A 21,980-nucleotide genomic window follows, 5' to 3' on the forward strand; every position below is an offset into this window, starting at 1 on the left:
CTTTAACGCTTAATTTTTTAGGACAGTTTCCATGCGCGCGAGTCGCTTTTTATTTGCAACGTTAAGAGAAACCCCGAACGATGCTGAGGTTATTTCCCATCAGCTGATGCTTCGTGCCGGTATGATTCGTAAGTTGGCTTCAGGTCTATACACCTGGTTGCCGATGGGCGTTCGCGTATTAAATAAAGTTGAAGCGATCGTTCGCGAAGAAATGGACAAAGTCGGTTCACTTCAGGTCTATATGCCGGTGACTCAACCTGCATCTTTGTGGGAAGAATCAGGTCGTTATGTACAATACGGCCCTGAACTTTTACGCTTCAACGACCGCCATGGCAACCCATTTGTTCTGGGGCCGACGCATGAAGAAGTGATCACCGACCTTGCACGTAACGAATTAAAAAGCTACAAGCAATTGCCTGCAAACTTCTACCAGGTACAAACCAAATTCCGTGACGAAATTCGTCCACGTTTTGGCGTAATGCGTTCACGTGAATTCATCATGAAAGATGCCTACTCTTTCCATGCTAACCAGGAATCACTACAACAAACCTACGACGACATGTATGCAGCCTACTGCAAAATCTTCACCCGTCTTGGTTTAGATTTCCGTCCAGTACAAGCAGATACCGGTTCAATCGGTGGTTCAGGTTCTCACGAATTCCACGTACTGGCTTCAAGCGGTGAAGATGATATCGCATTTTCGACTGAATCTGACTATGCAGCCAATATTGAAATGGCAGAAGCAGTACTTGTCGGTGAACGTGCGGCACCGACACAAGAACTCAAACTGGTAGATACACCAAATCAAAAAACCATTGCAGATGTATCAGCATTCTTGGGTACGAACCCTGCTCATTCAGTAAAAGCCTTATTGGTTCAAGGTGTTGCGACTGAAGAAGGTCAAGATGCACCTGTGGTTGCTTTATTCCTTCGTGGCGATCACGAACTGAATGAAATTAAAGCTGAAAAACATCCTTTAATTGCTGCACCTTTAACATTTGCTACTGAAGAACAACTGCAAGCCCTTGGCTTAACTGCTGGCTTTGTCGGTCCTCAAGGTCTGGTCGAAAAAGGTGTAAGCGTTATTGTTGATCGTGCAGCATCTGTATTGTCTGACTTTGTTGCAGGTGCAAATGCAGCAGATCAACACGCAACAGGTGTAAACTGGGAACGTGATGCGCAGTTCACTGAAGTTTATGACCTACGTAACGTGGTTGAAGGCGATCCATCTCCAGATGGTAAAGGTACGCTTCAAATCAAACGTGGTATCGAAGTGGGTCATATCTTCCAGTTAGGTCAAAAATACTCTGAAGCGTTGGGTTGTAAAGTTTTGGGGGAAGATGGCAAACCATTCACTGTAACCATGGGTTGTTATGGTATTGGCGTGACGCGTGTGGTGGCTTCTGCAATCGAGCAGAACTTTGATGAGAAGGGCATTATCTGGCCAACTGCCATTGCACCGTTTGAAGTTGCCATTGTGCCGATGAATGCACACAAATCTCCACGAACTATGGAAGCTGCGGAAGCACTCTATGCTGAATTACAAGCTGCAGGTTTTGACGTGTTACTCGATGACCGTAATGAACGTCCGGGCGTGAAATTTTCTGATCTTGAGCTTACAGGCATTCCACACCGTATTGTAATTGGCGAAAAAGGCTTGGATGCAGGTACGTTTGAATATAAAGGCCGCCGTGATGCTGAATCAGTAAATATCTCGAAAGAAGAATTATTGGCAAAAATTGCTAAATAATTTAGCTTTCTTATAAAAAATCCCGCGTAATGCGGGATTTTTTACAACTAAACTTAGCAGAATTTATGTCCACCAAAGCAGTTCGGTTTAAAGTTCTGGCCTTGTAAAGTTAAATTAGTAAGAGGGAAATCAAGTAGCGCAGGATTTTTAATTTCCTTTACATCAAGTGCACTTCCTAGCACGCAACCAAAAACCAGACTTCCACAATCTCGCACATTAGTGGTTAAATCATGGTTAATTCCTGCAATAGTTTGCTTTAAAACAGCATCTGAAATTGGCACACTATATGAAGGTGAAATACTTCCTAAATCCACTTCATCTTCCATTGCCAGCCACCACCCTTGTTTTGCCGCGACTGCTGCACCAGGCCATAAAATGCTTTGGGATTGCAAGGAGAGTGAAGCTGGATTATTTAAATATAAAGCATGAATAAGTCCGAGATTTTGTTTAACGGTAATGTCTGTCTGTAGCCCGGTTAAGTAGCCTGTAATATCTTTATCTAATTTTAATGCTCCATCCAATAATTCTGCTTTTAATGGTCCTTTAAAATCAATACGACCTACTGTCCCTGTCCCTTTTAGTACAACTTCTTTCATTCTTGTTCCTGACACTATAGTAGCAGGAATAGTAAAAGGTGCTGTTGTAGAATTTAACTGGAAAGCATAATTGCTAGATGTGTAATGTAAATCCAGAGGTAATGGTTGACCTAATATAGTGCCTTTTACCGTGCCCTCAATATTCATTCCAGTTGCAGCATAATCCATGACACGAGGAGCGGTTGTTGCAACTCCTGATGAAGATTTTGTTTTCATATAACCACTGAAACTGTTAATACCATTTGGTGTAGCACTATTTTCTGTCCCCATTGTCAATAGACCTGAAATCTTTTCCGCACTTAAACGGAAACCTAAAACTTCACGTGTAGATGCCTGATTTGGATTTTTTATGGCAAATTGTACAAATGGATTAGTAATCAGAGCTGAAGTCGCGGCACGATCCGCGCCATTCGTAGGATTACCACTTAAGGCAATATGATCAATATCAATATCACAGCCGGTTGCACCATTAACACCGCCACACCCGAGTTGTAGCTTTTTTATATTGGCATTAATTTCCATCTCGGCTTCCAAGCCTAATTTATAAAATGAGATATTACTCTGGTCATAAGTAGCTCCTAGATTATCCATCTGGTTAAATCCAGACTGAACCTCCATTGACAATAAAGCCTGCCCATTGACTTCTGAGAGCTCTTGGTCTTCCAATGAGGTTAATGCAGATACCTGACCACTTAGGCCCATCATAGCTACCACTAGACTTTTTAATATTATTTTTTTCATTTTTCTCATCCTGATTTTCAGCGTGGTGTGATTCCCATCGTGCTACGAATGGTTCCACCAGTCAGTGCAATACTTGCCATGTTTTGCATATTGCCATTGGTCGCCATGGCAAAATTGGTTTTAAATGGTGTTGCAATATTATTTTCATAATTGAGTTTGACCTGATTATCCAAAGTCACTGTATCTGCACTAACACGAACTTTTGCTTTGACACCCAAATGACCTTCCATCCGGTTAAAGTTAATTGACGAAGTTTTTAATACCCCGGCTGAATCAATATCTTCATTGGCAATACTAAAATAGCTGCCCAGATTATCTTTATTTGCAGTTTCTTCTGCGGTAAGGGGTCTAAACTTAAAATTTGCATCAAATGACAGGAAGTTGGTATCTGGTGAATCGCTGGTCGGATCCACTCCTGGAATGATGAGGAGCTCGCCGTTTCCATCAAGTTTAAAAGCAATATTAGTCAGGACATCATCACGTTTAGAAAAATTATCATGAGGCACATAGCTTCCGCATTTAGTGACCGATGCATTGGTACAATTATATTTAGATCCTGGTAATTGACCAATCGCAAGCTCAGCTTTAGCTCCAATCAGCAGTTTATCGGCACGAATATAAATACCTTCATCTTTATAACTAATAATCCCTTCCGACTTGATCAAAGCATCGATATTCCTAAAACCGGCATAATAGTTAACTGCCTCACCATGATCGCCATTTTTACCATCAATCAATATAATCGAGGTTGTGCTTGGCAAACCGGTTTTCTTGTCAATTCCATAGCCTTCTGTAGATGCCATAATGTTATAAGCAATTGCTTGCTTATTGTCTGTTCCATAAGTCGTTCCAGACAAGGCAACATTGGCATTTAAATTATAAATAGGAATACCGATTCCCCATGAACCACCATCGCCACCAATTTCCGCCAAAGAGTTATCTGATATGAAACGTGCTTTAGCAGCAATGGACTGAAAATCCATTCCACGTACGGCGATATAGGCAAAATCCTCTCCATTCGTGGTGGTACTGAGTGTCTGTTTAAGTACAGTGCTACTACTACCTAAAGTCTTTTGCATATTTTCATTGATTATGAAATCGAGACTTTTTGCAGTAATGGTATTTATATATATATTTCCAAAGTCGATATAAGCATTTTTACCGTGTAAAGCACCGGCAGCATTACGTGTAGTCAAGGGTCTGAGCTTGGAGAATTGCACAGCATGGCTTCCCTTACCGGTATGACCAATCTCAAATGTTGTAGGTGCCATAGTTGCTGGAAGCCCGGTACTATTAGTACCTGTAAAATCTGCAGACAAGCCTAGATTCAACCCACCTTCTCCGACCAGGCCACTGTAACCTGTTGCAGCTTTGTCCTGACGTTCTAGTACACCATTCACCTTGTTACTAACATCAAAAGTACCTATCTGGGTTTGATCTGCACTCATGGATAATCTTGCGTTAGTGACTGCACCCGAAGCTCCTAAACGCATAATATTTTTGCGTTCATTATTTGGCGTATTATAACGCAGGTCAATATTAACCCCTGGATTGGTCGGATTAACCCGGCCAGCCGTGATATCGGTCATATCTTCAGCACGCTTTAGATCCACATAATGATCTTGACTGCCATTTCGTGTGGTGAGTACCACGCCTTCATCCGGGTCAATGTACATATATCCTTGACCCGCGAAGTTAAAGTTAAAGTCATTCAAAATCAGACTATTTTCGCCTAATTTATGACTAATCGTGGCATTTTTAAGTTGAAAATCGATACTGGCAATTGAATCTTTATTAAATAGACCTGCACTGGTTTGTAATAGCACACTAAGCGGTGTAGAGGTACTAATCCCTAATGCACCCAAAGTTTGATTAGATTGAGTACCCGTAGTCCGAATACTATTCGCAGATTGACTACATGGATTGGTCGTACAGGCGATCTTTACCAATTTTAAATCTGCAGTGGCTTGAAACGGTGAAACACTTGCAGCTAGCCGAAGTCCTGCCCCTTGTGAAGTGGCACCTACATCTATTTCAAGTTGACTAATGATTGGTTTATTATCTTTTCCAATAATCTCAACATTATGTAGACCTAAACCCATTTTAGTATTGGCAGTTGGATTTGAATCATACCAATTGGCTTGAGCAATACTGGCTTTAGAGATTTCATGAGTAATCACCATACCATCTTGTCCAGTGACTTCACTCAATTCTTGCTCTTCAATAGTTTCAAGTGCATAACCTTGTTGTATAAGACACATGCATACTGTTAGCAATTTCAACTTTATTGTTGTTTTTTTCATTTTTATATCCTTATGCTGTACTTGACGTTGTTACTAACAACGACTTTGTGCCCCACCTGTACAGTTATAACCAAATATTTTCAAATTGCCTGACATATGCAGATTTCCATGAACGTTCAACCCCATAAATCCTTTTTCAGCATTTTTATCAAATGAAGGAACATCTTGGGGCGCGGTTGTATAAGTTCCGTCGGTATTATAGGTACGCTCTGTATACGTACTATAAACACCTGTATTGGCATAACCTTCTAAGGCTCCAGCACCGGTGCCCGTTTCAATGGAAACTGTATTAAAGCCTAAATTACGGATCTTTAAAGGCTGGTTATCATAAAATTTGATTTGCATCGCCGTTTGTGGTTCATTACGGTGATTAATAATGGTTGTACCATCAATTGAAAACTTATCAATCTGAATCGTGCCTTGAATGCCTTTAAAGACTAACCACTTTTTATTTCCATTGGCATCGACATGGTTATTCGGCGCTATTGCCAGACGGCAAAATTGTTTTGTTGCTCCACAAGCGGTGGGATCTAGAACATAAAATACTTCTAGCGGGTTGCCACTTCCATCAAGCCGAGAAATTTTATCTTTACTTAAATCTGTCGCATAAACATGGTTTAAAGATAAAGTCCAGTTAAGATCTGCTCCGCCCTGCCCCACTGTATTGGTTAATGCTTGCTGATCAAGGGCTTCCAATCCGGCAAGACTGGCCATAGAAGTACATAATAATGCACAGAGTGTTACTAATTTGGACATTCTTATACTCCCTTAAAGACCAGTTGTTCTAATTTTCAGATGCTGAATCAGGACACCATCAATGACAGCAGATCCAAAATTCTTACTTACACCCTCAGTATTTTTAAATACGATTCCTGTTGAATTCACACCATCCTTGGCGCGCAGCATATTTGTCCCTGATATACGCTCTGTAGTCCCTATTGAGATGCTACTGTGAGTCGCATTACGCCCTTGATAAAGTGCGGTGGTATCTGACGCATTATTTTTAATCGGTGTACCACAACTATAGACATTACAGGTCGAACCCTTTAAATCTGTTGTGCCCAGTCCGCCTCCATAATTCTGATAAATTTGATTATAAATGGCAGGAATATTGGGAATACGTGTTACTTCTAAAATAATATTATTGCCTTCTGAACCGACAACGAAAGGCTGGTACATATTACCGAGCACTAAATTAATATTTGGACTATAGAGATATAAACCCTCAGAATCATGAAATATAGGAGCATCACTTCCATTCAAGGCCGGGGTCGAGACATTACCATCAAGTGCATCTGTTTTTGCTGCGGTACTGAGACGAATACCTTTACTGTTAAGATTACTATCGCTACTGCTTAGAGTTTCTGGTCGATCATTGGTATTCAGACGAACAATACTCGCCATACCCAATGTTTGGCTGTAATTCTTATTGTCAGATTCTAAGGTTTGAAATAACCGAACTTGCGAGCCATTAAAACTCAGACCATTGGTAACAAATTGGGTTCTTAATCGGTAATCCGTATCAAGTCCTGATATTGGCCCACCTGTTATAGGATCTACAGCATTCGAGGAGTCAAGCGCGCGCGCAAAAATATCACTCCAGAAACCCAGCTTGATATTATTATCACTTTCGACCCCTGCAATTGGACTTAATGGGGCTTCCAAAGCAATATAGCCTACATCTTTAGCAGCGTCCTTAAACTGTTTGACATTTTCAGTTCCTGCCCGGAATAACCAGGGATTATCTGCCGATCCCCAGCTAAAACCCTGATCACTGTATCGTGTGCTTAAAGAACCATCGCTTTTCGATAAAGCCAGACCATAAATAAATACATCAGCTTTAGTTTTTAAAGTGCTCACAGAACTTTTAGCAGCTTCAGCTTTAGCAACCTGATCTGCTCTAGCAATGATTTCAGCCATAGCAGCACTATCTGCATCCTTCATCATTCCAGCTAAAGCAGCTTCAAATTTTTTATCATAATCTGCTTTAATTAGTGCAAGAATTCTTGCATCTACAATTGCTCCAATAATATTCTGTCTATCAACAGTTGTAGTCCATTGGGTATCTGGAATCTGCTGATTAGCTTTTTGCCCATATAGAAATTGAATCATTTCCAAAGCATTAGCTTTAGCATATTCTTCAGATTTTAAGATATTGCCTGCATAAATTTCATATTCCTTAGTTCCATCTTTTACCAGCTTATAATTTAAATTTATGCCTAAAAACGTCAAGTCTTCGCCAGCACCATTATAATAATCATCATATCTTTGATCATAATACCCCTTCATAAATTCAGTATTATAATAATAATCAATGAGCTCTTGGCTAAATGCACTCCGGTTAGCTTGTGTGTCATACGTATTCTTAATCGTATTATAGTTATTATTATAAAAATCAGTTTTTAGCGTATCGTAAGCTTGCTGATACTCAGTTGCATAATTCTGCGTTCATTCAACATGAAAAGCATTATCATATGTAGATTTATAAACTTTGTCGTATACACGCTGCCCAAGTTGGTTGTAATTTTCACCCGTCGGAATAATACGAATAAATCCTGTATCTGCTTGCCCGGGATTTTCAATACCTCTCGCGTAACTGGAACCAGCAGAAAGATCTTTAGGACCTTGAAACACCATTTTAAAATCATCAAGAACGAGCGCAACACCCTCACCTGTGGTGTCAGAAAGAGAAGAATCTGATAATTCCTGCATCGCATGTGCAGAAGGCAACAGGCTGAAACCGATTGTCATCGCCAAATAACTTTTGCGAAATTTAAATATATCTTTTATCTGAGCCATCTCACTCTTTCCTTTTTATTCGATGCTCCGCACCTTATGCTTCAGCTTCCCAGCCGCCAATCTTTGATTTTTTATAATGCATTGCATCTTTTTTATGATTATGCGGAATCCATTATGCTGATTTTTAATACAGATGCCAAAGCCAATTAGGCGAAAAATAGCAGTTTCCGATGAATGAAAATCTCAAAAAAATAAACGGGACATAAAGTCCCGTCATTCAATATCTTAAAGCAATTAGGTCTTCGGCAAAGTAACGCCTGTCTGACCTTGATATTTACCACCACGATCTTTATATGAGGTTTCACAGACTTCATCAGATTCAAAAAATAGCATTTGCGCCACACCCTCACCTGCATAAATACGCGCAGGAAGATTGGTCGTATTTGAAAACTCTAAAGTGACGTGTCCTTCCCACTCTGGCTCAAGCGGCGTCACGTTGACAATGATGCCACAACGCGCATAAGTTGACTTACCCAAGCACACGGTCAGGACATTACGTGGAATGCGGAAATATTCGATGGTACGCGCCAAAGCAAACGAGTTCGGCGGAATAATGCAAACATCCGACTCGATATCAATAAAGCTGCGTTCATCAAAGTTTTTCGGATCGACAATTGCAGAATGCACATTGGTGAATACTTTAAATTCACGCGCACAACGCACGTCATAACCGTAGCTGGATACGCCATACGAAATCAGCTTTTGACCATTTTCATCCAAACGTACCTGGTTTTCTGCATACGGTTCAATCATGCCGTGTTTTTCGCTCATTTCGCGAATCCAACGATCAGACTTAATTGCCATTGATATAATCCAAAAATCTTAAAAACAAGTTATTGCGACGTACTTTAACTGAAATTGACACTAATGAAAATAAGTGAAAGTCTGAGAACTCAAGTTGCCCCAAAATTGCTGATCGAGATCAGCTTATAAACTTAAAAGTGCAGAATAACTTAAAGGAATAGAAAAGCTCATTAGCACCAGCGAAGCCGTTTTTTGCAAGTTTTTCTGATTGAGCCAGCGGCTGTTTTTTCTGGCCAGGATTGAGCCTAAAAAAGTCCAGAAGAATGCAATCGGAATCAGCAGAAGCAAGAAAACAAGCATATGAGTCACATAATGCTGACTACTTTTCCAGACAATGACAGGAAAGATCGCTGAGGCAAATAAAAGTGCTTTAGGATTAAGCAAGGTTGCCAAAAATAATTCTCGTGCGCGAATCGAGACATTTTCAACATTTTCGCTTATTTCTGCAGTCCGCCATAATTTCACAGCGAGAAATAAAATATAGCCAGCACTAAAAAGTTTGAGAATGGTCGGTAAAAGCGGAAGATGGACGGAAATTTTTCCGATCAGAATACCCCATAAGCTAATGGCGATCAGATAACCAAAGGCTTCAGCAGGAATTAAACGAAATGTTTTTTTAAATCCGACCTGAATGCCTGAAGATGCCAATAAGGTATTGGTTGGGCCTGGTGTTAAAAGAATGGTTGCCACTAAACCAATAAAAAACCATGAAATCATAGTTTGACCTCGCTCTAATCCGAGTAGCATAGAAGAATTCGGTCAGTGCTGCAAAAAAATAATTGTAAGAGAACATATAACCTAAAATTTAAATTTATTTATTTTAATTAATTCAAATACTTATATAAATATTTAGGATAAATACCCGATAGTCATTTCAGTCAATTTCGGTCATTTAAATCGAGCTAATTTTAAAAATAAGAAATAAAAAGCCCTAGCTTTTAGCTAAGGCTTAAATATCTGAATTGTCTATAGAATTAGAAAATTCGGCTATGGTCTTTTTCTGCTTTGGGTAGCTGTGCGGCAATTTTCTCTGCAATCAGCATATAGCTTTCTGCAGCAGCATCTTCGGCAATGACAGAAGGTGTACCGGCATCCGCATTTTCACGAATTTTAGCATCCAAAGGTAAACGGCCCAATAATGGGATTTGATATTGCTCAGACAGTTTATCGCCACCACCTGTACCAAAAATCTGTTCCTCAAAACCACAATTTGAGCAGATATGGGTCGACATGTTTTCAATCACGCCCATGATCGGAATCTGCACGCGGTTAAACAATTCAATGCCTTTGGTCGCATCCAGCAAGGCCACGTTTTGTGGCGTTGTCACAATTACTGCGCCCGTTACCGGAATACGCTGCGCGAGAGTTAACTGGATATCACCTGTGCCAGGTGGCATATCAATCATCAGCACATCAAGGTCTGGCCATAGGGTCTGATTGAATAACTGCATTAATGCACCCGTGGCTTTTGGACCACGCCAGGCGACTGGAGTATTGTGATCTCCAGTTAAATGGCCAATTGATAATACCGCCATCCCATAGGCTTCGATAGGGACAAACTGCTCTGCTTCGATCATTGGCGTTTTGCCGGCATTGCCGAGCATAGTCGGAATACTTGGGCCGTAAATATCGGCATCTAGTACGCCTACGCGCAGGCCTAATTTCTGTAGAGCCAAAGCCAGATTTACAGTCGTGGTCGATTTACCTACGCCACCTTTACCAGATGACACCAGAATCACATTTTGAATCCTTGGGTGTTTTGGAACATCACGCTGTTGCGGCGCAGCTTTTTGAATAGGTGGATTATTTGGATCAGCTTCTTCTGTTTTTGCAGGCTGTGCCGACGCATCAACCACAGGGGGAAGATTGGGTTTTGCTTCCGCTTTAGGCTCGCTTGAACAGTTTTCACCTTCAGCATGGTTATGCCCGCAACCCCCTTCTTTCTTATGTCCAGTTTTCTGCTGAATCACATGCATATTCAGTTCTTGAATACCACATTTTTGCAAAGCTTCCGCCAGTTCATCATGAATCTGTTGCAGCTGCGCTTTTTCTTCTGGATAGGTATTCAAAGTGATTTGCAGAATCTCACCCTGTACATTGACCTGCGTAATACGATCTTTCAAGGCATTGCTGGAATTTGGCAAGATATAGTTTTGCAGTACGTTTTGCACAGCTTCTTCGTTCACCTCCTTGGAAGGCGAAAAAACCGATTTAAGCGAAGAAAGCCAAGACATAGGTTACTCCAAAAATGTAGATCGACATCTGAATCGCTTAGTTTAACGGGGTTTTAGGCGAAGGTTAAGCACTGTATTGGAGAAGATGAAACAGATATCTTCAATTTCCAACCATTTTACTCGGTTTTGTGAAATATTTTATGGAATCTTGGTGAATAGAAATAATGAAAGAAAAGAGAGATGGACTATTTTGATGTAATAAATTTTTTTTATTTATCTCGAGCGTGTTAAGCCACTTTAACCTTCTGTGATTAAAGTGGCTTAACGATCACAGACTATTTATGATTTTTATTGTTTTCAGATTTGTCCTGTTGATCCTTGGTATTTTTATCCTGATCTTGTTTCGATTCATCCTTTTTAGACTGAGAGTTGCTTTCTGAATCTGTATCTTTGGCATCTTGCTGCTGATCAGAATCACCTTCCTTCGATTGATTATCTTTCATTTTATTCATCGTATCAGTTGCCATCTGTTTCAGCTCAGCGAACTTAACCGAGGCTTCGCTGAATAAGTCTGTGATTTTCTGTCTGGTATCTTCAAACTTATGCATGGCTTCATCTTTTAAATTTGCCATACCTGCCTGCTGATCGGTCTGACCATCTTTAGCATTTTGTTTATCTGACTTGTTAGATGACTTATCTTGAGAAGTATGATCCGCTTTGGCTTTTTTCGCATCATCCGAACCTTGCTCAGCATTTTGCTGGTTGTCAGATTTGCCATGTTTCAGCTCATTCAGAAGCTTTTCACCTTTTTGCAATAGCTCTTCACCAATCGCTATCGCTTTGGCTTTTAAGTCATCCATCTTAAAGCTTTCAGTTTTTTTATCAGACTGATTCTCTTGAGAACTGTCTTTTTGCGCTGATTGCTCAGCATTTTCCTCTTTACCGTTATGCTGGGTATCAGACTTCTGATCAGCATGGGTCTGGGCACTTTGCCCGTTCTTATGTTCCTGATTATGCTGTTTATCCAGCTCGTTTTGCTTTTGCTCTTTTGCAAGCTGATCATTCAATTCGCGTGCATGTTGTTCTTTATCTTGATTTTGCTTCGACGTATTGTTTTGGTTCTGCTGAGTCATGAGGTACCCTCCTTAGGCATATCATATAAACAATCAGCCATTTTTTTAGCACAAAGCATCACGCGAATCGGGCGAAGTAAGCAAACTGCAACAAAGCCTGTACAAGTTGTTGCTATTGTTTGCAGGATGTAGCATGAGCTGAGTCAAATCTGTATTGAAAAGCTATATGCTAAAGATGATGCAGGCTTTTGTATTCGGGCTGTCCAAGTCCATCTATTCGCAGGGTTTCAGCAAAGCATTTCTTTGTAATCCCCTCGGCATCATGTAAAATTATGGCCCATTGCATAATGAATACGAATGAGAGAGTGAATCCGTGCGTAAAATTTTAGTCACCAATGCCCTTCCTTACGCCAATGGCCCGATTCATATGGGTCACTTACTTGGCTATATCCAAGCAGATATTTGGGTACGTGCCATGCGTGCGATGGGTCATGATGTGACTTATGTCTGTGCGGATGATGCTCACGGAACCGCGATCATGCTACGTGCCGAAGCGAATGGCATTTCACCTGAAGCGCAAATTGCCAATGTGCAAAAAGAACACATTCGTGACTTTGACGGTTTCGGTGTGCATTTCGATCATTATGATTCTACACATAGCGATACCAACCGTGCCCGTGCATCTGAAATCTATGTGAAAAACCGTGATGCTGGCAATATTGCAGTTCGCCCGGTGACCCAGCTTTTTGATCCTGAAAAAGGCATGTTTCTGTCAGACCGTTTCATTAAAGGCACCTGTCCGAAATGTAAAGCGGAAGATCAGTACGGCGACTCATGTGAAGTTTGCGGTGCAACTTATAATGCGACAGAATTGTTGAATCCGCATTCCACTTTAAGTGGCGCAACTCCAGTCGAAAAATCATCTGATCATTACTTCTTTAAATTGCCAAATTTTGGTGAATACCTGCAAAAATGGACTCGTGATGAAGGTCGCTTGCCGGTATCGATTGCCAACAAGCTGGACGAATGGTTTGAAAATGGCTTGAACGACTGGGACATCTCACGTGATGCGCCATACTTCGGTTTTGAAATTCCAGATGCGCCAAACAAATATTTCTATGTTTGGGTCGATGCACCGATTGGTTATATGTCGAGCTTTGAAAACTACATCAAAGCCAAACGCCCTGAATTGAATTTTGACGACTACTGGAAAAAAGATTCTGAAAATGAGGTGTATCACTTCATTGGTAAAGACATCGTGTATTTCCACGCCCTGTTCTGGCCGGCAATGCTTGAAGGTGCAAACTACCGTACGCCATCAGGTTTATTTGTGAATGGTTTCTTGACTGTAAATGGCCAAAAGATGTCAAAATCTCGCGGCACCTTTATTAAAGCTGAAACCTATTTAGAGCATTTAAATCCTGAATATTTACGCTACTATTTCGCATCGAAACTTTCTGACAAAGTTGAAGATTCTGACCTGAACCTTGATGATTTCGTTCAGAAAGTAAATTCAGATTTGGTCGGTAAAGTCGTGAATATTGCCAGCCGTTGTGCGAAATTCATCAACACCAAATTTGATAACAAGTTAAGCACGATATGCGCTGAACCTGAATTGGTACAAAGCTTTATTGATGCTGGGAGTTCAATTGCTCAGGCTTATGAAGCACGTGAATTCTCGGCGGCGATTCGTGAAATCATGGCGCTTGCAGACAAAGCCAACCAGTACATCGACGAGAAAAAGCCTTGGGCACTTGCGAAGCAAGATGTTCAGGAACAACAGGTCCATGATGTATGTTCTGTAGGTATTAATTTATTCCGCCAATTGGCAGTTTACTTAGCTCCTGTATTGCCAACTTTGGCTCAACAGGTTCAAGATTTCTTGCAACTTGAAAGCTTCGATTTTGCTTCTCGCGAAACCATTCTAGTGGGTCATGAAATTGCATTGTTCCAACCGTTGATGCAACGTGTAGATCCAAAAGCTGTTGCTGCCATGGTGGATGCATCTAAAGATTCTTTAGCTGCTCCTGCTGCTGAACCAGCAAAAGCTGAGAAGAAAAAAGAGAAGAAGATTGAAAAGAAAGCTGAACCTAAAGTCGGTGAAGCTGAAATCATTAATATTGATGATTTTATGAAAGTTGACCTGCGTGTGGCTGAAGTTTTGGAAGCGGCTACGGTTGAAGGTTCTGACAAACTGCTTCAACTCACTTTAAACGTTGGTGAAGCTGAGCCACGTAATGTGTTCAGTGGTATTCGTGAGTTTTACCAACCTGAAGACTTAAAAGGTAAACTGGTGGTGATGGTGGCAAACCTTGCGCCACGTAAAATGCGTTTTGGGATCTCTAACGGTATGGTGCTAGCTGCGGGTAATGGCGACGGTGTTTGGGTGATTTCACCTGAATCTGGTGCTAAACCGGGTGATAAAGTGTCTTAAGTTTAGGTTTTGAGAAAAGAAAAGCCTCTACGTATGTAGGGGCTTTTTTATATCATCAGTTAAATTTACTTTCTTGATTTTTAATATTTTCAATATAAAATCAATGCGCTTTTTTATTCTTTTATAATTATTCGGGGTAAGCATGAAAAAATTATTAGTTTCAGTTCTAGCGATGTCTACAATTGCATTTACAGGTTGTTCGGTACGTATGGCTGACATGACAGTTGCATCTACTAAAAACTACAACCTAAACTCAAACCAGTTTGTGAAAGGTGAACGTGTTAAAGGTGAAGATAAAGTTCCTGTGATTTTATTCCCACTTGGTATTCCTAACTTCAAAACAGCAGTAGATCGCGCAATTGAAAAAGACCGTTGTGCTGTTGCACTTTCTGATGTGGTAATTACTCAGCTTAATCAAGCATTTATTATTGGCCAGATTGGCTATCGTGTAGAAGGCACTCAAGTGATTGACCGTTCTCAGCCTGAATGTGCTAAATAAGTTATAAATATAAAAAAGCCTCTATCTCTAGAGGCTTTTTTATTGCTGGGTCACTTAGCCTTGCAACACAAATTCCCAAATCACATAGCCCAGTCCAAAGCCCAGTAGTGAATATAAGGTAATAATGAAAAATACAAAGCTGGCATTGTTTTTTCTTTTCCAAAAACTCATCGCGACACCCAAAGCTTGTTCGTAATACCCCATGTTAACGAGCTTTTCATAAAAAGTGAAATGTATCTAAGCATTTTATTTATAATAATATTTTCATCAAAAATAAATTCTTTACTTTCAAAAAATCAATATACAGATTCAGACTGATTTTTTAGTACAGATGCCAAATCGGCATTGCTATTTAAAAAAATGGTAAATATATTCATATTCTTTTTTGCTGGCATCCGTGCTAATACATAGAATTGACTTTAATTATATAAGAATAGCCATGAAATACTTCACATCTTCTCTCGTCATGTCACTGCTTGCTTTAGGTTCAATGACGGGTATCTCTCAAACACATGCACAAACCGTTTCTAGCACCCAACAACAAAAACAGGTTCCGGGGTATTATCAGTATAACTTCGGAGATTACCAGATTACTGCCCTGCTAGATGGCACCAATTATCTGTCCAAAGCCTTATTTAAAGATATTCCAGCAGCCCAAGCCGATCAGATCTTGAAAAAATACTACGTCGATCAGGCCAAAGGCATCCAGACATCCGTGAATGCCTTTCTGGTCAATACAGCCAAAGAACTGGTTCTGGTCGATAGCGGAACTTCAAGCTGTAATGGTCCACACCTAGGTTCAGTGTATTCCAATTTACAGGCTTCAGGGCATAAACCTGAACAGGTCAATGCCATCCTGCTCACGCATTTGCATCCTGACCATGTATGCGGCATCAGCAATAATGGCGTGGCCAATTTTCCCAATGCCAATATTTATGTGTCTCAAACTGAACTGGATTTCTGGATGAATTCTAAAACAGCAGACAAATTACCAAAAGCCAAGCAGGCAGGTTTTTTGGGCACAGTCGATAAAATCAAGAAAGCCATTGCCCCCTATCAGGTCAAGAATCAGCTCAAAACCTTTAAAACTGGCGATAAAATCCATGCTTTCGATGTCATCAGTTCGGCTGGACATACACCGGGGCATTTTGGTTTTAGCTTAAAATCACAAGGTCAGCAGATGGTGTTTATTGGAGATATTGTGCATTCACATACGCTGCAGTTTGATCGCCCACAGACCGGCGTTGACTTTGATGTCGATCCGAAAAAGGCGATCGAAACCCGCTTAAAATATTTTGCTGAATATGCGAAAAATGGTCAGACGGTAGCAGCACCACATTTGCCATTTCCGGGGATTGGACATATTTATTCTAAAGACAATAAAAGCTATCAATGGATTCCGGTACATTTTAAAGATTAATTGAATACTTCAATAATTTTATCTAAGCATGAAACCCTAATTTTTTAGGGTTTCATTTATTTTAAATATCCTTCAGCCAGATTCCCTATGACTTGGTAAATTTAAAACTTGAATGACGCTTTGAAATTTAAAAGCAATAGTTTCGTTTATTTTTAAATTTTTTCTTAAAAATCTTTTACTTTTTACGTGCACCTTTAGCATGCTTTTTTAGCACCGTTTTTCTTACGATAAATATAAACACCTAAAAATATAATATAAATCTGAATTTTATGAACTCTCGCCATGTCTTAGTTTGGTGCAAAAAAATAGTAACGTGCTTTATATCGAGTCTTATCAATTTCAAGAAATTCTTCATCAAAATTTCCCTTGCTTAGCCCTCTTCTACAATCAATTTGCCTCTATATACTGATTTTCTTTTGTGATCCCGCGCACTAAATTGGAACGCACCATGCAAAATATAGACTTATTATTTCTTCTTCTCGGTGCAGTTCTAGTGCTTGCCATGCATGCTGGATTTGCTTTTTTAGAGCTTGGAACAGTTCGACATAAAAACCAGGTCAATGCCCTAAGTAAAATTCTAACCGACTTTGCCATCTCCGCCATCGCCTATTTTTTAGTGGGCTACTATATTGCCTACGGTCAGCACTTTTTCCATGATGCTGCAACCTTGTCTGCCGATCATGGCTACAATCTGATGCGCTGTTTTTTCCTGTTGACTTTTGCTGCAGCAATTCCAGCGATTATCTCTGGAGGGATTGCAGAGCGTGCCAAAATGCGTTCACAGGCTTTAGCGACATTATTTCTGGTTGCGCTGATCTATCCGTTTTTTGAGGGTATGATCTAGAATGGCAACCTTGGTTTTCAGGATTGGCTGACCCATGCATTTGGTGCAAGTTTTCATGATTTTGCCGGCTCAGTTGTCGTTCATGCAATGGGCGGCTGGATGGCACTTGCCGCAATAATCCTACTTGGTGCGCGTCATGGCCGTTACAAAAATGATGGCCGGATCACCGCGCATCCTCCTTCATCAATTCCTTTTTTGGCTTTGGGTTCATGGATTCTGATTGTGGGATGGTTCGGCTTCAATGTCATGAGCGCGCAGCGGCTGGATGCCATTTCTGGACTGGTCGCTATTAACTCTTTGATGGCCATGGTCGGTGGAACAATAGCAGCCAAAGTTGCGGGGAAAGATGACCCGGGCTTCCTGCATAATGGTCCCTTAGCAAGTCTGGTGGCAATTTGTGCCGGATCAGATGTGGTTCATCCTTTGGGTGCTTTTTTTATCGGGATCAGCGCTGGCATTATTTTTGTGAAACTTTTTACCTATACCCAAAATAAACTCAGAGTAGATGATGTATTGGGAGTCTGGCCTTTACATGGCGTCTGTGGTGCTTTTGGCGGATTAGCTGTGGGTATTTTCGGTCAGCAATGGCTTGGAGGAATGGGAGGAGTGTCTTTAATTTCACAATTCCTAGGTACAGTGTTGGCGATTGTCATTGCTTTGGCGGGTGGTTTTTTAGTGTATGGCCTGCTTAAGGTTTTGATGGGTATTCGCCTGACTGAGGAAGAAGAGTTCAATGGTGCAGACTTGTCGATTCATCGTATTTCTGCTAATTCGGAAGAAAATACTTTTTAATAGACATAAAAAAAGCCTCTACGACTAGGGGCTTTTTTTATTTATAAGCAGAGCATCTAGATGAAGTAATTACTTCATACCAAAAATTAATTTTAAGCCAAGTACCGTCATAACTGCGCCTGCTGCGCGGTCAAACAAAGCCTTAAACTTCAAATAAACACGACGTGGCTTTTCCGCAGATAATGCAACTGCGACTAGTGAACACCAGCCTGCATCAATAAAGAAACATAAGACAGGCAAAACAAAATAAAAATACGTTGGAATTTCTTTGGGCAATAACGCGGTAAAAATACTGGCCAGCACAATCGCAATTTTGGGATTGGACAACTGTGTGATTAAACCAGTGGTAAAAGCACGGCGTAAAGACATCTGTTTGCTAATGGTTGTATCCGCTTCGATCGGATCTTTGGCATGTTTAATGATTTTAAACGCCAGCCAAAGTAAATATAAACCACCACAAATTTTTAAGGCCAGGTACGCTGAGGGTACAGCCAGTAAAAATGCCTGCAAACCGAGAACCGCCAGCAGACCAAAAATCGCTGCACCGAGACCAGTACCCAATGCAGTAAATAAACCATGTTTACGTGAAATGGCAATTGAATTTTTTGCCACATAAATAGAAGTTGGCCCGGGACTCATTGCGCCTAACATCAGGGCAAAAGCAATCGAACCTAAAATCCAGAATGATTCCACGAGATAACCTGACTTAAAAATTGAAGGGCTATTTTAAGCAAAAACCTGACAATTTGCTGTAAAAATTTCTGGATTTGTCATGAATTTCAACTATAGCAATTACTTAAGGTTTCAACTGATCCTGAGCACTCAAATGCTTGTCTAGCAGTTGATAATCCTGCTCATATACAGGTACGCCACCAATAATCATGGTACGGGTTTCTGTTTTAGGTTTATTCAACGCATCATCACAGCCCGACAGACTGAGCAGCATGCCGACCCACACAGCACAGGATAATATTTTCATTATTCTACCCTCCTCAGGGTTTCCTCTGTTTAGATTAGCATTGTTGTTTAAATAATCAGCGGAATATTTGTGACAATCTACAACCAATTCCATAGCTTTCAGCGAATAATGGCTTATTGAAAAACTTTGATTTTTAGCACTTCCGCTATAATGCCTCTATCATGAACTTTGCGAACTTTTATGTTTGAAACCATTGCCCAAAATATTCTAGATCAACAGATTAATTTTCACGATATTACTTTAATAATACGTCGTCTGGATCTGGTGCATCCACAAATCTCGGGCAACAAGTTTTTTAAACTGAAATATAATTTTCTTGAAGCCAAAAGACAGGGTTATCAGCATATTCTGAGTTTTGGAGGTGCTTATTCCAATCATATTGCTGCTACTGCATTTGCCGCACAGCAGTTTGGTTTTCAGAGTGTTGGAGTGATTCGGGGTGAAGAACTGGCTGATCGACCATTGAATCCAACATTAGCCACCGCCCAAGAATTCGGGATGCAGTTGCATTTCGTCAGTCGTGATGAATATCGGCGCAAGCAACAGCCTGAGTATTTGGCCGAACTCGCTCGACAATTTCCTGAACATTATGTGATTCCTGAAGGTGGAACCAATGCTTTGGCGATTCAAGGGTGTCAGGAAATATTAAAAGATAGCGATGCGCAATTTGATGTGATTTGTTGTGCAGTAGGCACCGGTGGCACCATCAGCGGATTGATCGAAGCCAGTCACGCGCATCAACAGATCTTAGGATTTTCCGCACTGAAAGGTTCATTTTTAAAAGATGAAGTCGCCCAACTGACGAAAAAAACCAACTGGAACATTCTCGATGATTATTGTTGTGGTGGTTATGCCAAAACCAGTGCAGCCTTGGTGCAGTTTATCCGGGATTTTGAAGCCGAATTTTCAATTCCACTAGAGCAGGTCTACACGGCTAAAATGCTGATGGGGATTTTTGATCTGATCGAGAAAAATTATTTTCTGGCTAGATCAAAACTGCTGGTCATTCATAGTGGCGGTCTGCAAGGTCGTAATATTCCCTTTAATTCTATAGCAATTTAAGCTTGAATCGGTTGATTATTATTTAAGGCAATTAACCCTTTGACTAAGCGGTAGATATGCCAGATAAAGACCAGAAACACGATCAAGAAACCAATCAAGATCACAGTCAATAAGCCACCGACGATATAGCCCAGCAAACTGATCCAGAAGGTTTTAATTTGCCAATCGACATGACTTTCCAGCCAGGTACCGCGCATTTCATCACGCTTGATATAATTCATCACAATTGCAATAAATGGAGTCAGACCAAGAAAAAATCCTAAAATATAAAGAATATATGTAATCAGATTATATTGTTTTAAATCTTCCACACTTGCCATTCGCTTTTCCTTGTTATTAGGTTTTTAGTTTGTACAAAAACTATGCATGAGTTTTAGGCAGCTTTCAAATATTTTATGTTTAAAATCCGCTGCAAATCTGCAATCCCTGGACTGATTTTTCTGGAATAGAGAAAGCTGAAATAAAATTGTCTATAATGCTTCCCTTTTCTTCTCCCTTGAGTGTGTGATGTCTTCCAAGCAATACGATGTTCTAGTCATAGGTGCCGGTGCCTCAGGTTTAATGACGGCGTATATGGCTGCGCAACGTGGGCGTAAAGTCGTGGTGGTGGAAAAAGCCAATAAGGTTGGCAAAAAAATCCTGATGTCGGGCGGTGGTAAATGTAATTTCACCAATATGGAAGTCGAACCAAGCAATTACATTTCACACAATCCACATTTTGTGATTTCAGCTTTAACGCGTTATACCAACTGGGACTTTATCGGCTTGGTATGTGAATATGGCATTGCCTATGAAGAGCGCAAACATGGGCAGCTATTTACCTTAAATGGTGCAAAAGATATCTTGTCGATGCTGCTGGCAGAATGTGACAAAACTGGGCTGGTTGATATTAAAACCAGCTGTGAAGTGAAAGCAGTCAATCCAGTCGATAATCAAGGCTTTCAGGTGGCAACCTCACTGGGATATTTTGAAGTTGAATCTGTAGTCGTGGCATCCGGTGGTTTATCGATTCCTACGCTTGGCGGTTCAGGCATTGGCTATGAGATTGCAAAACAGTTTGGACATCACGTCTATCCAACCCGTGCCGGACTGGTTCCATTTACCTTCTCTGACGGATTTAAAGAAGTCACCACGCGCTTAAGCGGCAATGCCGTAGAAGCAACACTCTCGAATGAGCTTAATAGCTTTACCGAAGCGCTACTATTTACCCATCGCGGTTTAAGTGGGCCAAGTTCCCTGCAACTTTCCAACTACTGGAATGTCGGGCAGAGCTTTAAGGTAGATTTTCTTCCAAGTGTTGATCTGTTGGATTTCTTCAAATCCAAAAAACAAAGCCAGCCCAAAGTCTTGTTACGTACACTACTCAATGAATATTTACCGAAAAGTGTGGTGGCTGAATTACAAAGTATAATCTGGACTGAAAGCGCTGAAACTGCCATTGGCAATATCAGTGATGACAAGCTGGAACAGATTGCGGCACGTCTGCATGGCTTTGAAGTGAAACCTTCAGGAACTGAAGGCTACCGTACAGCGGAGGTGACTTTGGGTGGTGTAGACACCACGGAAGTATCCTCAAAAACCATGGAAAGTAAAAAGCAGAAAGGCTTGTATTTTATTGGTGAAGTGCTGGATGTTACCGGACATTTGGGCGGCTATAATTTCCAATGGGCATGGTCATCTGCGCATGCCGCATCGGAATATATTTAATCA

The 21,980-nt window shown here is 40.7% G+C and carries 19 protein-coding genes and 1 pseudogene; 7 read left to right on the top strand and 13 right to left on the bottom strand.

All coding sequences use genetic code 11. From position 1 onward, the window contains the following. The first annotated feature begins 31 nt into the window (after nucleotides 1-31). On the top strand, nucleotides 32-1,750 hold the full coding sequence (locus F893_RS13885; RefSeq protein WP_005252644.1) for a proline--tRNA ligase: 1,719 nt from the start codon (nucleotides 32-34) through the stop codon (nucleotides 1,748-1,750). A gap of 53 nt (nucleotides 1,751-1,803) precedes the next feature. Here F893_RS13885 and F893_RS13890 read toward each other — a convergent pair whose 3' ends face one another. From F893_RS13890 to F893_RS13930, 9 genes are all read right to left on the bottom strand, one after another. Next, entirely contained in the window at nucleotides 1,804-3,087 is a 1,284-nt protein-coding gene (locus tag F893_RS13890) for a hypothetical protein (protein WP_005106243.1), read from the bottom strand. Between the two features lie 17 nt (nucleotides 3,088-3,104). Then, complete coding sequence (locus F893_RS13895) at nucleotides 3,105-5,390, bottom strand: hypothetical protein (protein ID WP_005104062.1); 2,286 nt, start codon at nucleotides 5,388-5,390, stop codon at nucleotides 3,105-3,107. A 33-nt stretch (nucleotides 5,391-5,423) separates the two neighbouring features. Further along, on the bottom strand, nucleotides 5,424-6,146 hold the full coding sequence (locus tag F893_RS13900) for a hypothetical protein (RefSeq protein ID WP_005104063.1): 723 nt from the start codon (nucleotides 6,144-6,146) through the stop codon (nucleotides 5,424-5,426). Nucleotides 6,147-6,158: 12 nt separating this feature from the next. Then, nucleotides 6,159-7,679 (bottom strand): hypothetical protein, encoded by a 1,521-nt coding sequence (locus tag F893_RS13905; RefSeq protein ID WP_005252645.1) that lies wholly within the window; start codon nucleotides 7,677-7,679, stop codon nucleotides 6,159-6,161. Nucleotides 7,680-7,838: 159 nt separating this feature from the next. Then, nucleotides 7,839-8,189 carry a hypothetical protein gene (locus F893_RS18325; protein WP_005252646.1) on the bottom strand — a complete coding sequence of 117 codons (351 nt, stop codon included), beginning with the start codon at nucleotides 8,187-8,189 and terminating at the stop codon, nucleotides 7,839-7,841. Between the two features lie 234 nt (nucleotides 8,190-8,423). Continuing rightward, nucleotides 8,424-8,993, bottom strand: a complete 570-nt coding sequence (gene dcd / locus F893_RS13915; protein ID WP_004280726.1) for a dCTP deaminase — start codon at nucleotides 8,991-8,993, stop codon at nucleotides 8,424-8,426. 123 nt (nucleotides 8,994-9,116) lie between these two features. Further along, a complete protein-coding gene (locus F893_RS13920; protein ID WP_004280728.1) occupies nucleotides 9,117-9,710 on the bottom strand; it encodes a LysE family translocator in 594 nt (197 codons plus the stop codon). A 257-nt stretch (nucleotides 9,711-9,967) separates the two neighbouring features. Continuing rightward, nucleotides 9,968-11,227 carry an iron-sulfur cluster carrier protein ApbC gene (gene apbC, locus F893_RS13925; protein WP_004280730.1) on the bottom strand — a complete coding sequence of 420 codons (1,260 nt, stop codon included), beginning with the start codon at nucleotides 11,225-11,227 and terminating at the stop codon, nucleotides 9,968-9,970. 275 nt (nucleotides 11,228-11,502) lie between these two features. Beyond that, complete coding sequence (locus tag F893_RS13930; RefSeq protein WP_004280731.1) at nucleotides 11,503-12,300, bottom strand: putative sodium/potassium/calcium exchanger; 798 nt, start codon at nucleotides 12,298-12,300, stop codon at nucleotides 11,503-11,505. Nucleotides 12,301-12,613: 313 nt separating this feature from the next. Here F893_RS13930 and metG point away from each other — a divergent pair, with 313 nt between their 5' ends. Continuing rightward, nucleotides 12,614-14,674: a methionine--tRNA ligase gene (gene metG / locus F893_RS13935; RefSeq protein ID WP_005252649.1), complete on the top strand. Its 2,061-nt coding sequence runs from the start codon at nucleotides 12,614-12,616 to the stop codon at nucleotides 14,672-14,674. A gap of 142 nt (nucleotides 14,675-14,816) precedes the next feature. Next, on the top strand, nucleotides 14,817-15,173 hold the full coding sequence (locus tag F893_RS13940; protein ID WP_004280734.1) for a hypothetical protein: 357 nt from the start codon (nucleotides 14,817-14,819) through the stop codon (nucleotides 15,171-15,173). A gap of 54 nt (nucleotides 15,174-15,227) precedes the next feature. On the opposite strand, the gene F893_RS17930 is transcribed toward F893_RS13940, so the two are convergent. Next, a complete protein-coding gene (locus tag F893_RS17930; RefSeq protein ID WP_086044934.1) occupies nucleotides 15,228-15,344 on the bottom strand; it encodes a hypothetical protein in 117 nt (38 codons plus the stop codon). Nucleotides 15,345-15,612: 268 nt separating this feature from the next. Between F893_RS17930 and F893_RS13945 the strand changes: the two genes are divergently transcribed. Next, nucleotides 15,613-16,593 carry an MBL fold metallo-hydrolase gene (locus F893_RS13945; RefSeq protein WP_034436281.1) on the top strand — a complete coding sequence of 327 codons (981 nt, stop codon included), beginning with the start codon at nucleotides 15,613-15,615 and terminating at the stop codon, nucleotides 16,591-16,593. Nucleotides 16,594-17,041: 448 nt separating this feature from the next. After that, nucleotides 17,042-18,229, top strand: a pseudogene (locus F893_RS17935) (ammonium transporter). Between the two features lie 69 nt (nucleotides 18,230-18,298). On the opposite strand, the gene F893_RS13960 reads toward F893_RS17935, so the two are convergent. Both F893_RS13960 and F893_RS13965 read right to left on the bottom strand, forming a co-directional pair. Continuing rightward, nucleotides 18,299-18,922: a LysE family translocator gene (locus F893_RS13960; RefSeq protein WP_004280739.1), complete on the bottom strand. Its 624-nt coding sequence runs from the start codon at nucleotides 18,920-18,922 to the stop codon at nucleotides 18,299-18,301. Between the two features lie 103 nt (nucleotides 18,923-19,025). Next, on the bottom strand, nucleotides 19,026-19,208 hold the full coding sequence (locus F893_RS13965; protein WP_005104073.1) for an NF038215 family lipoprotein: 183 nt from the start codon (nucleotides 19,206-19,208) through the stop codon (nucleotides 19,026-19,028). Between the two features lie 180 nt (nucleotides 19,209-19,388). Between F893_RS13965 and F893_RS13970 the strand changes: the two genes are divergently transcribed. Further along, the gene (locus tag F893_RS13970) at nucleotides 19,389-20,270 is read left to right on the top strand and encodes a 1-aminocyclopropane-1-carboxylate deaminase/D-cysteine desulfhydrase (protein ID WP_004280742.1); all 882 of its coding nucleotides are present in this window, start codon (nucleotides 19,389-19,391) and stop codon (nucleotides 20,268-20,270) included. Here F893_RS13970 and F893_RS13975 read toward each other — a convergent pair. Next, on the bottom strand, nucleotides 20,267-20,590 hold the full coding sequence (locus F893_RS13975) for a DUF4870 family protein (RefSeq protein WP_004280743.1): 324 nt from the start codon (nucleotides 20,588-20,590) through the stop codon (nucleotides 20,267-20,269). The genes F893_RS13970 and F893_RS13975 overlap by 4 nt on opposite strands. 187 nt (nucleotides 20,591-20,777) lie before the next feature. Between F893_RS13975 and F893_RS13980 the strand changes: the two genes are divergently transcribed. Beyond that, complete coding sequence (locus F893_RS13980; RefSeq protein WP_005104076.1) at nucleotides 20,778-21,977, top strand: BaiN/RdsA family NAD(P)/FAD-dependent oxidoreductase; 1,200 nt, start codon at nucleotides 20,778-20,780, stop codon at nucleotides 21,975-21,977. Nucleotides 21,978-21,980 lie beyond the last annotated feature (3 nt).

It is taken from the genome of Acinetobacter sp. CIP 102136 (genome assembly GCF_000369685.1).
Classification (GTDB): Bacteria; Pseudomonadota; Gammaproteobacteria; order Pseudomonadales; family Moraxellaceae; genus Acinetobacter; species Acinetobacter fasciculus.

Excerpts from the sequence above, each read along its gene's own strand:
- F893_RS13890 (WP_005106243.1), bottom strand. The coding sequence starts at position 3,087 with ATGAAAAAAATAATATTAAAAAGTCTAGTGGTAGCTATGATGGGCCTA.
- F893_RS13885 (WP_005252644.1), top strand. The coding sequence starts at position 32 with ATGCGCGCGAGTCGCTTTTTATTTGCAACGTTAAGAGAAACCCCGAAC.
- F893_RS18325 (WP_005252646.1), bottom strand. The coding sequence starts at position 8,189 with ATGGCTCAGATAAAAGATATATTTAAATTTCGCAAAAGTTATTTGGCG.
- F893_RS17930 (WP_086044934.1), bottom strand. The coding sequence starts at position 15,344 with ATGAGTTTTTGGAAAAGAAAAAACAATGCCAGCTTTGTATTTTTCATT.
- dcd (WP_004280726.1), bottom strand. The coding sequence starts at position 8,993 with ATGGCAATTAAGTCTGATCGTTGGATTCGCGAAATGAGCGAAAAACAC.
- F893_RS13945 (WP_034436281.1), top strand. The coding sequence starts at position 15,613 with ATGAAATACTTCACATCTTCTCTCGTCATGTCACTGCTTGCTTTAGGT.
- F893_RS13940 (WP_004280734.1), top strand. The coding sequence starts at position 14,817 with ATGAAAAAATTATTAGTTTCAGTTCTAGCGATGTCTACAATTGCATTT.
- F893_RS13980 (WP_005104076.1), top strand. The coding sequence starts at position 20,778 with ATGTCTTCCAAGCAATACGATGTTCTAGTCATAGGTGCCGGTGCCTCA.
- F893_RS13970 (WP_004280742.1), top strand. The coding sequence starts at position 19,389 with ATGTTTGAAACCATTGCCCAAAATATTCTAGATCAACAGATTAATTTT.
- F893_RS13900 (WP_005104063.1), bottom strand. The coding sequence starts at position 6,146 with ATGTCCAAATTAGTAACACTCTGTGCATTATTATGTACTTCTATGGCC.
- F893_RS13975 (WP_004280743.1), bottom strand. The coding sequence starts at position 20,590 with ATGGCAAGTGTGGAAGATTTAAAACAATATAATCTGATTACATATATT.
- F893_RS13895 (WP_005104062.1), bottom strand. The coding sequence starts at position 5,390 with ATGAAAAAAACAACAATAAAGTTGAAATTGCTAACAGTATGCATGTGT.
- apbC (WP_004280730.1), bottom strand. The coding sequence starts at position 11,227 with ATGTCTTGGCTTTCTTCGCTTAAATCGGTTTTTTCGCCTTCCAAGGAG.
- F893_RS13965 (WP_005104073.1), bottom strand. The coding sequence starts at position 19,208 with ATGAAAATATTATCCTGTGCTGTGTGGGTCGGCATGCTGCTCAGTCTG.
- F893_RS13905 (WP_005252645.1), bottom strand. The coding sequence starts at position 7,679 with ATGAAGGGGTATTATGATCAAAGATATGATGATTATTATAATGGTGCT.
- F893_RS13930 (WP_004280731.1), bottom strand. The coding sequence starts at position 12,300 with ATGACTCAGCAGAACCAAAACAATACGTCGAAGCAAAATCAAGATAAA.
- F893_RS13920 (WP_004280728.1), bottom strand. The coding sequence starts at position 9,710 with ATGATTTCATGGTTTTTTATTGGTTTAGTGGCAACCATTCTTTTAACA.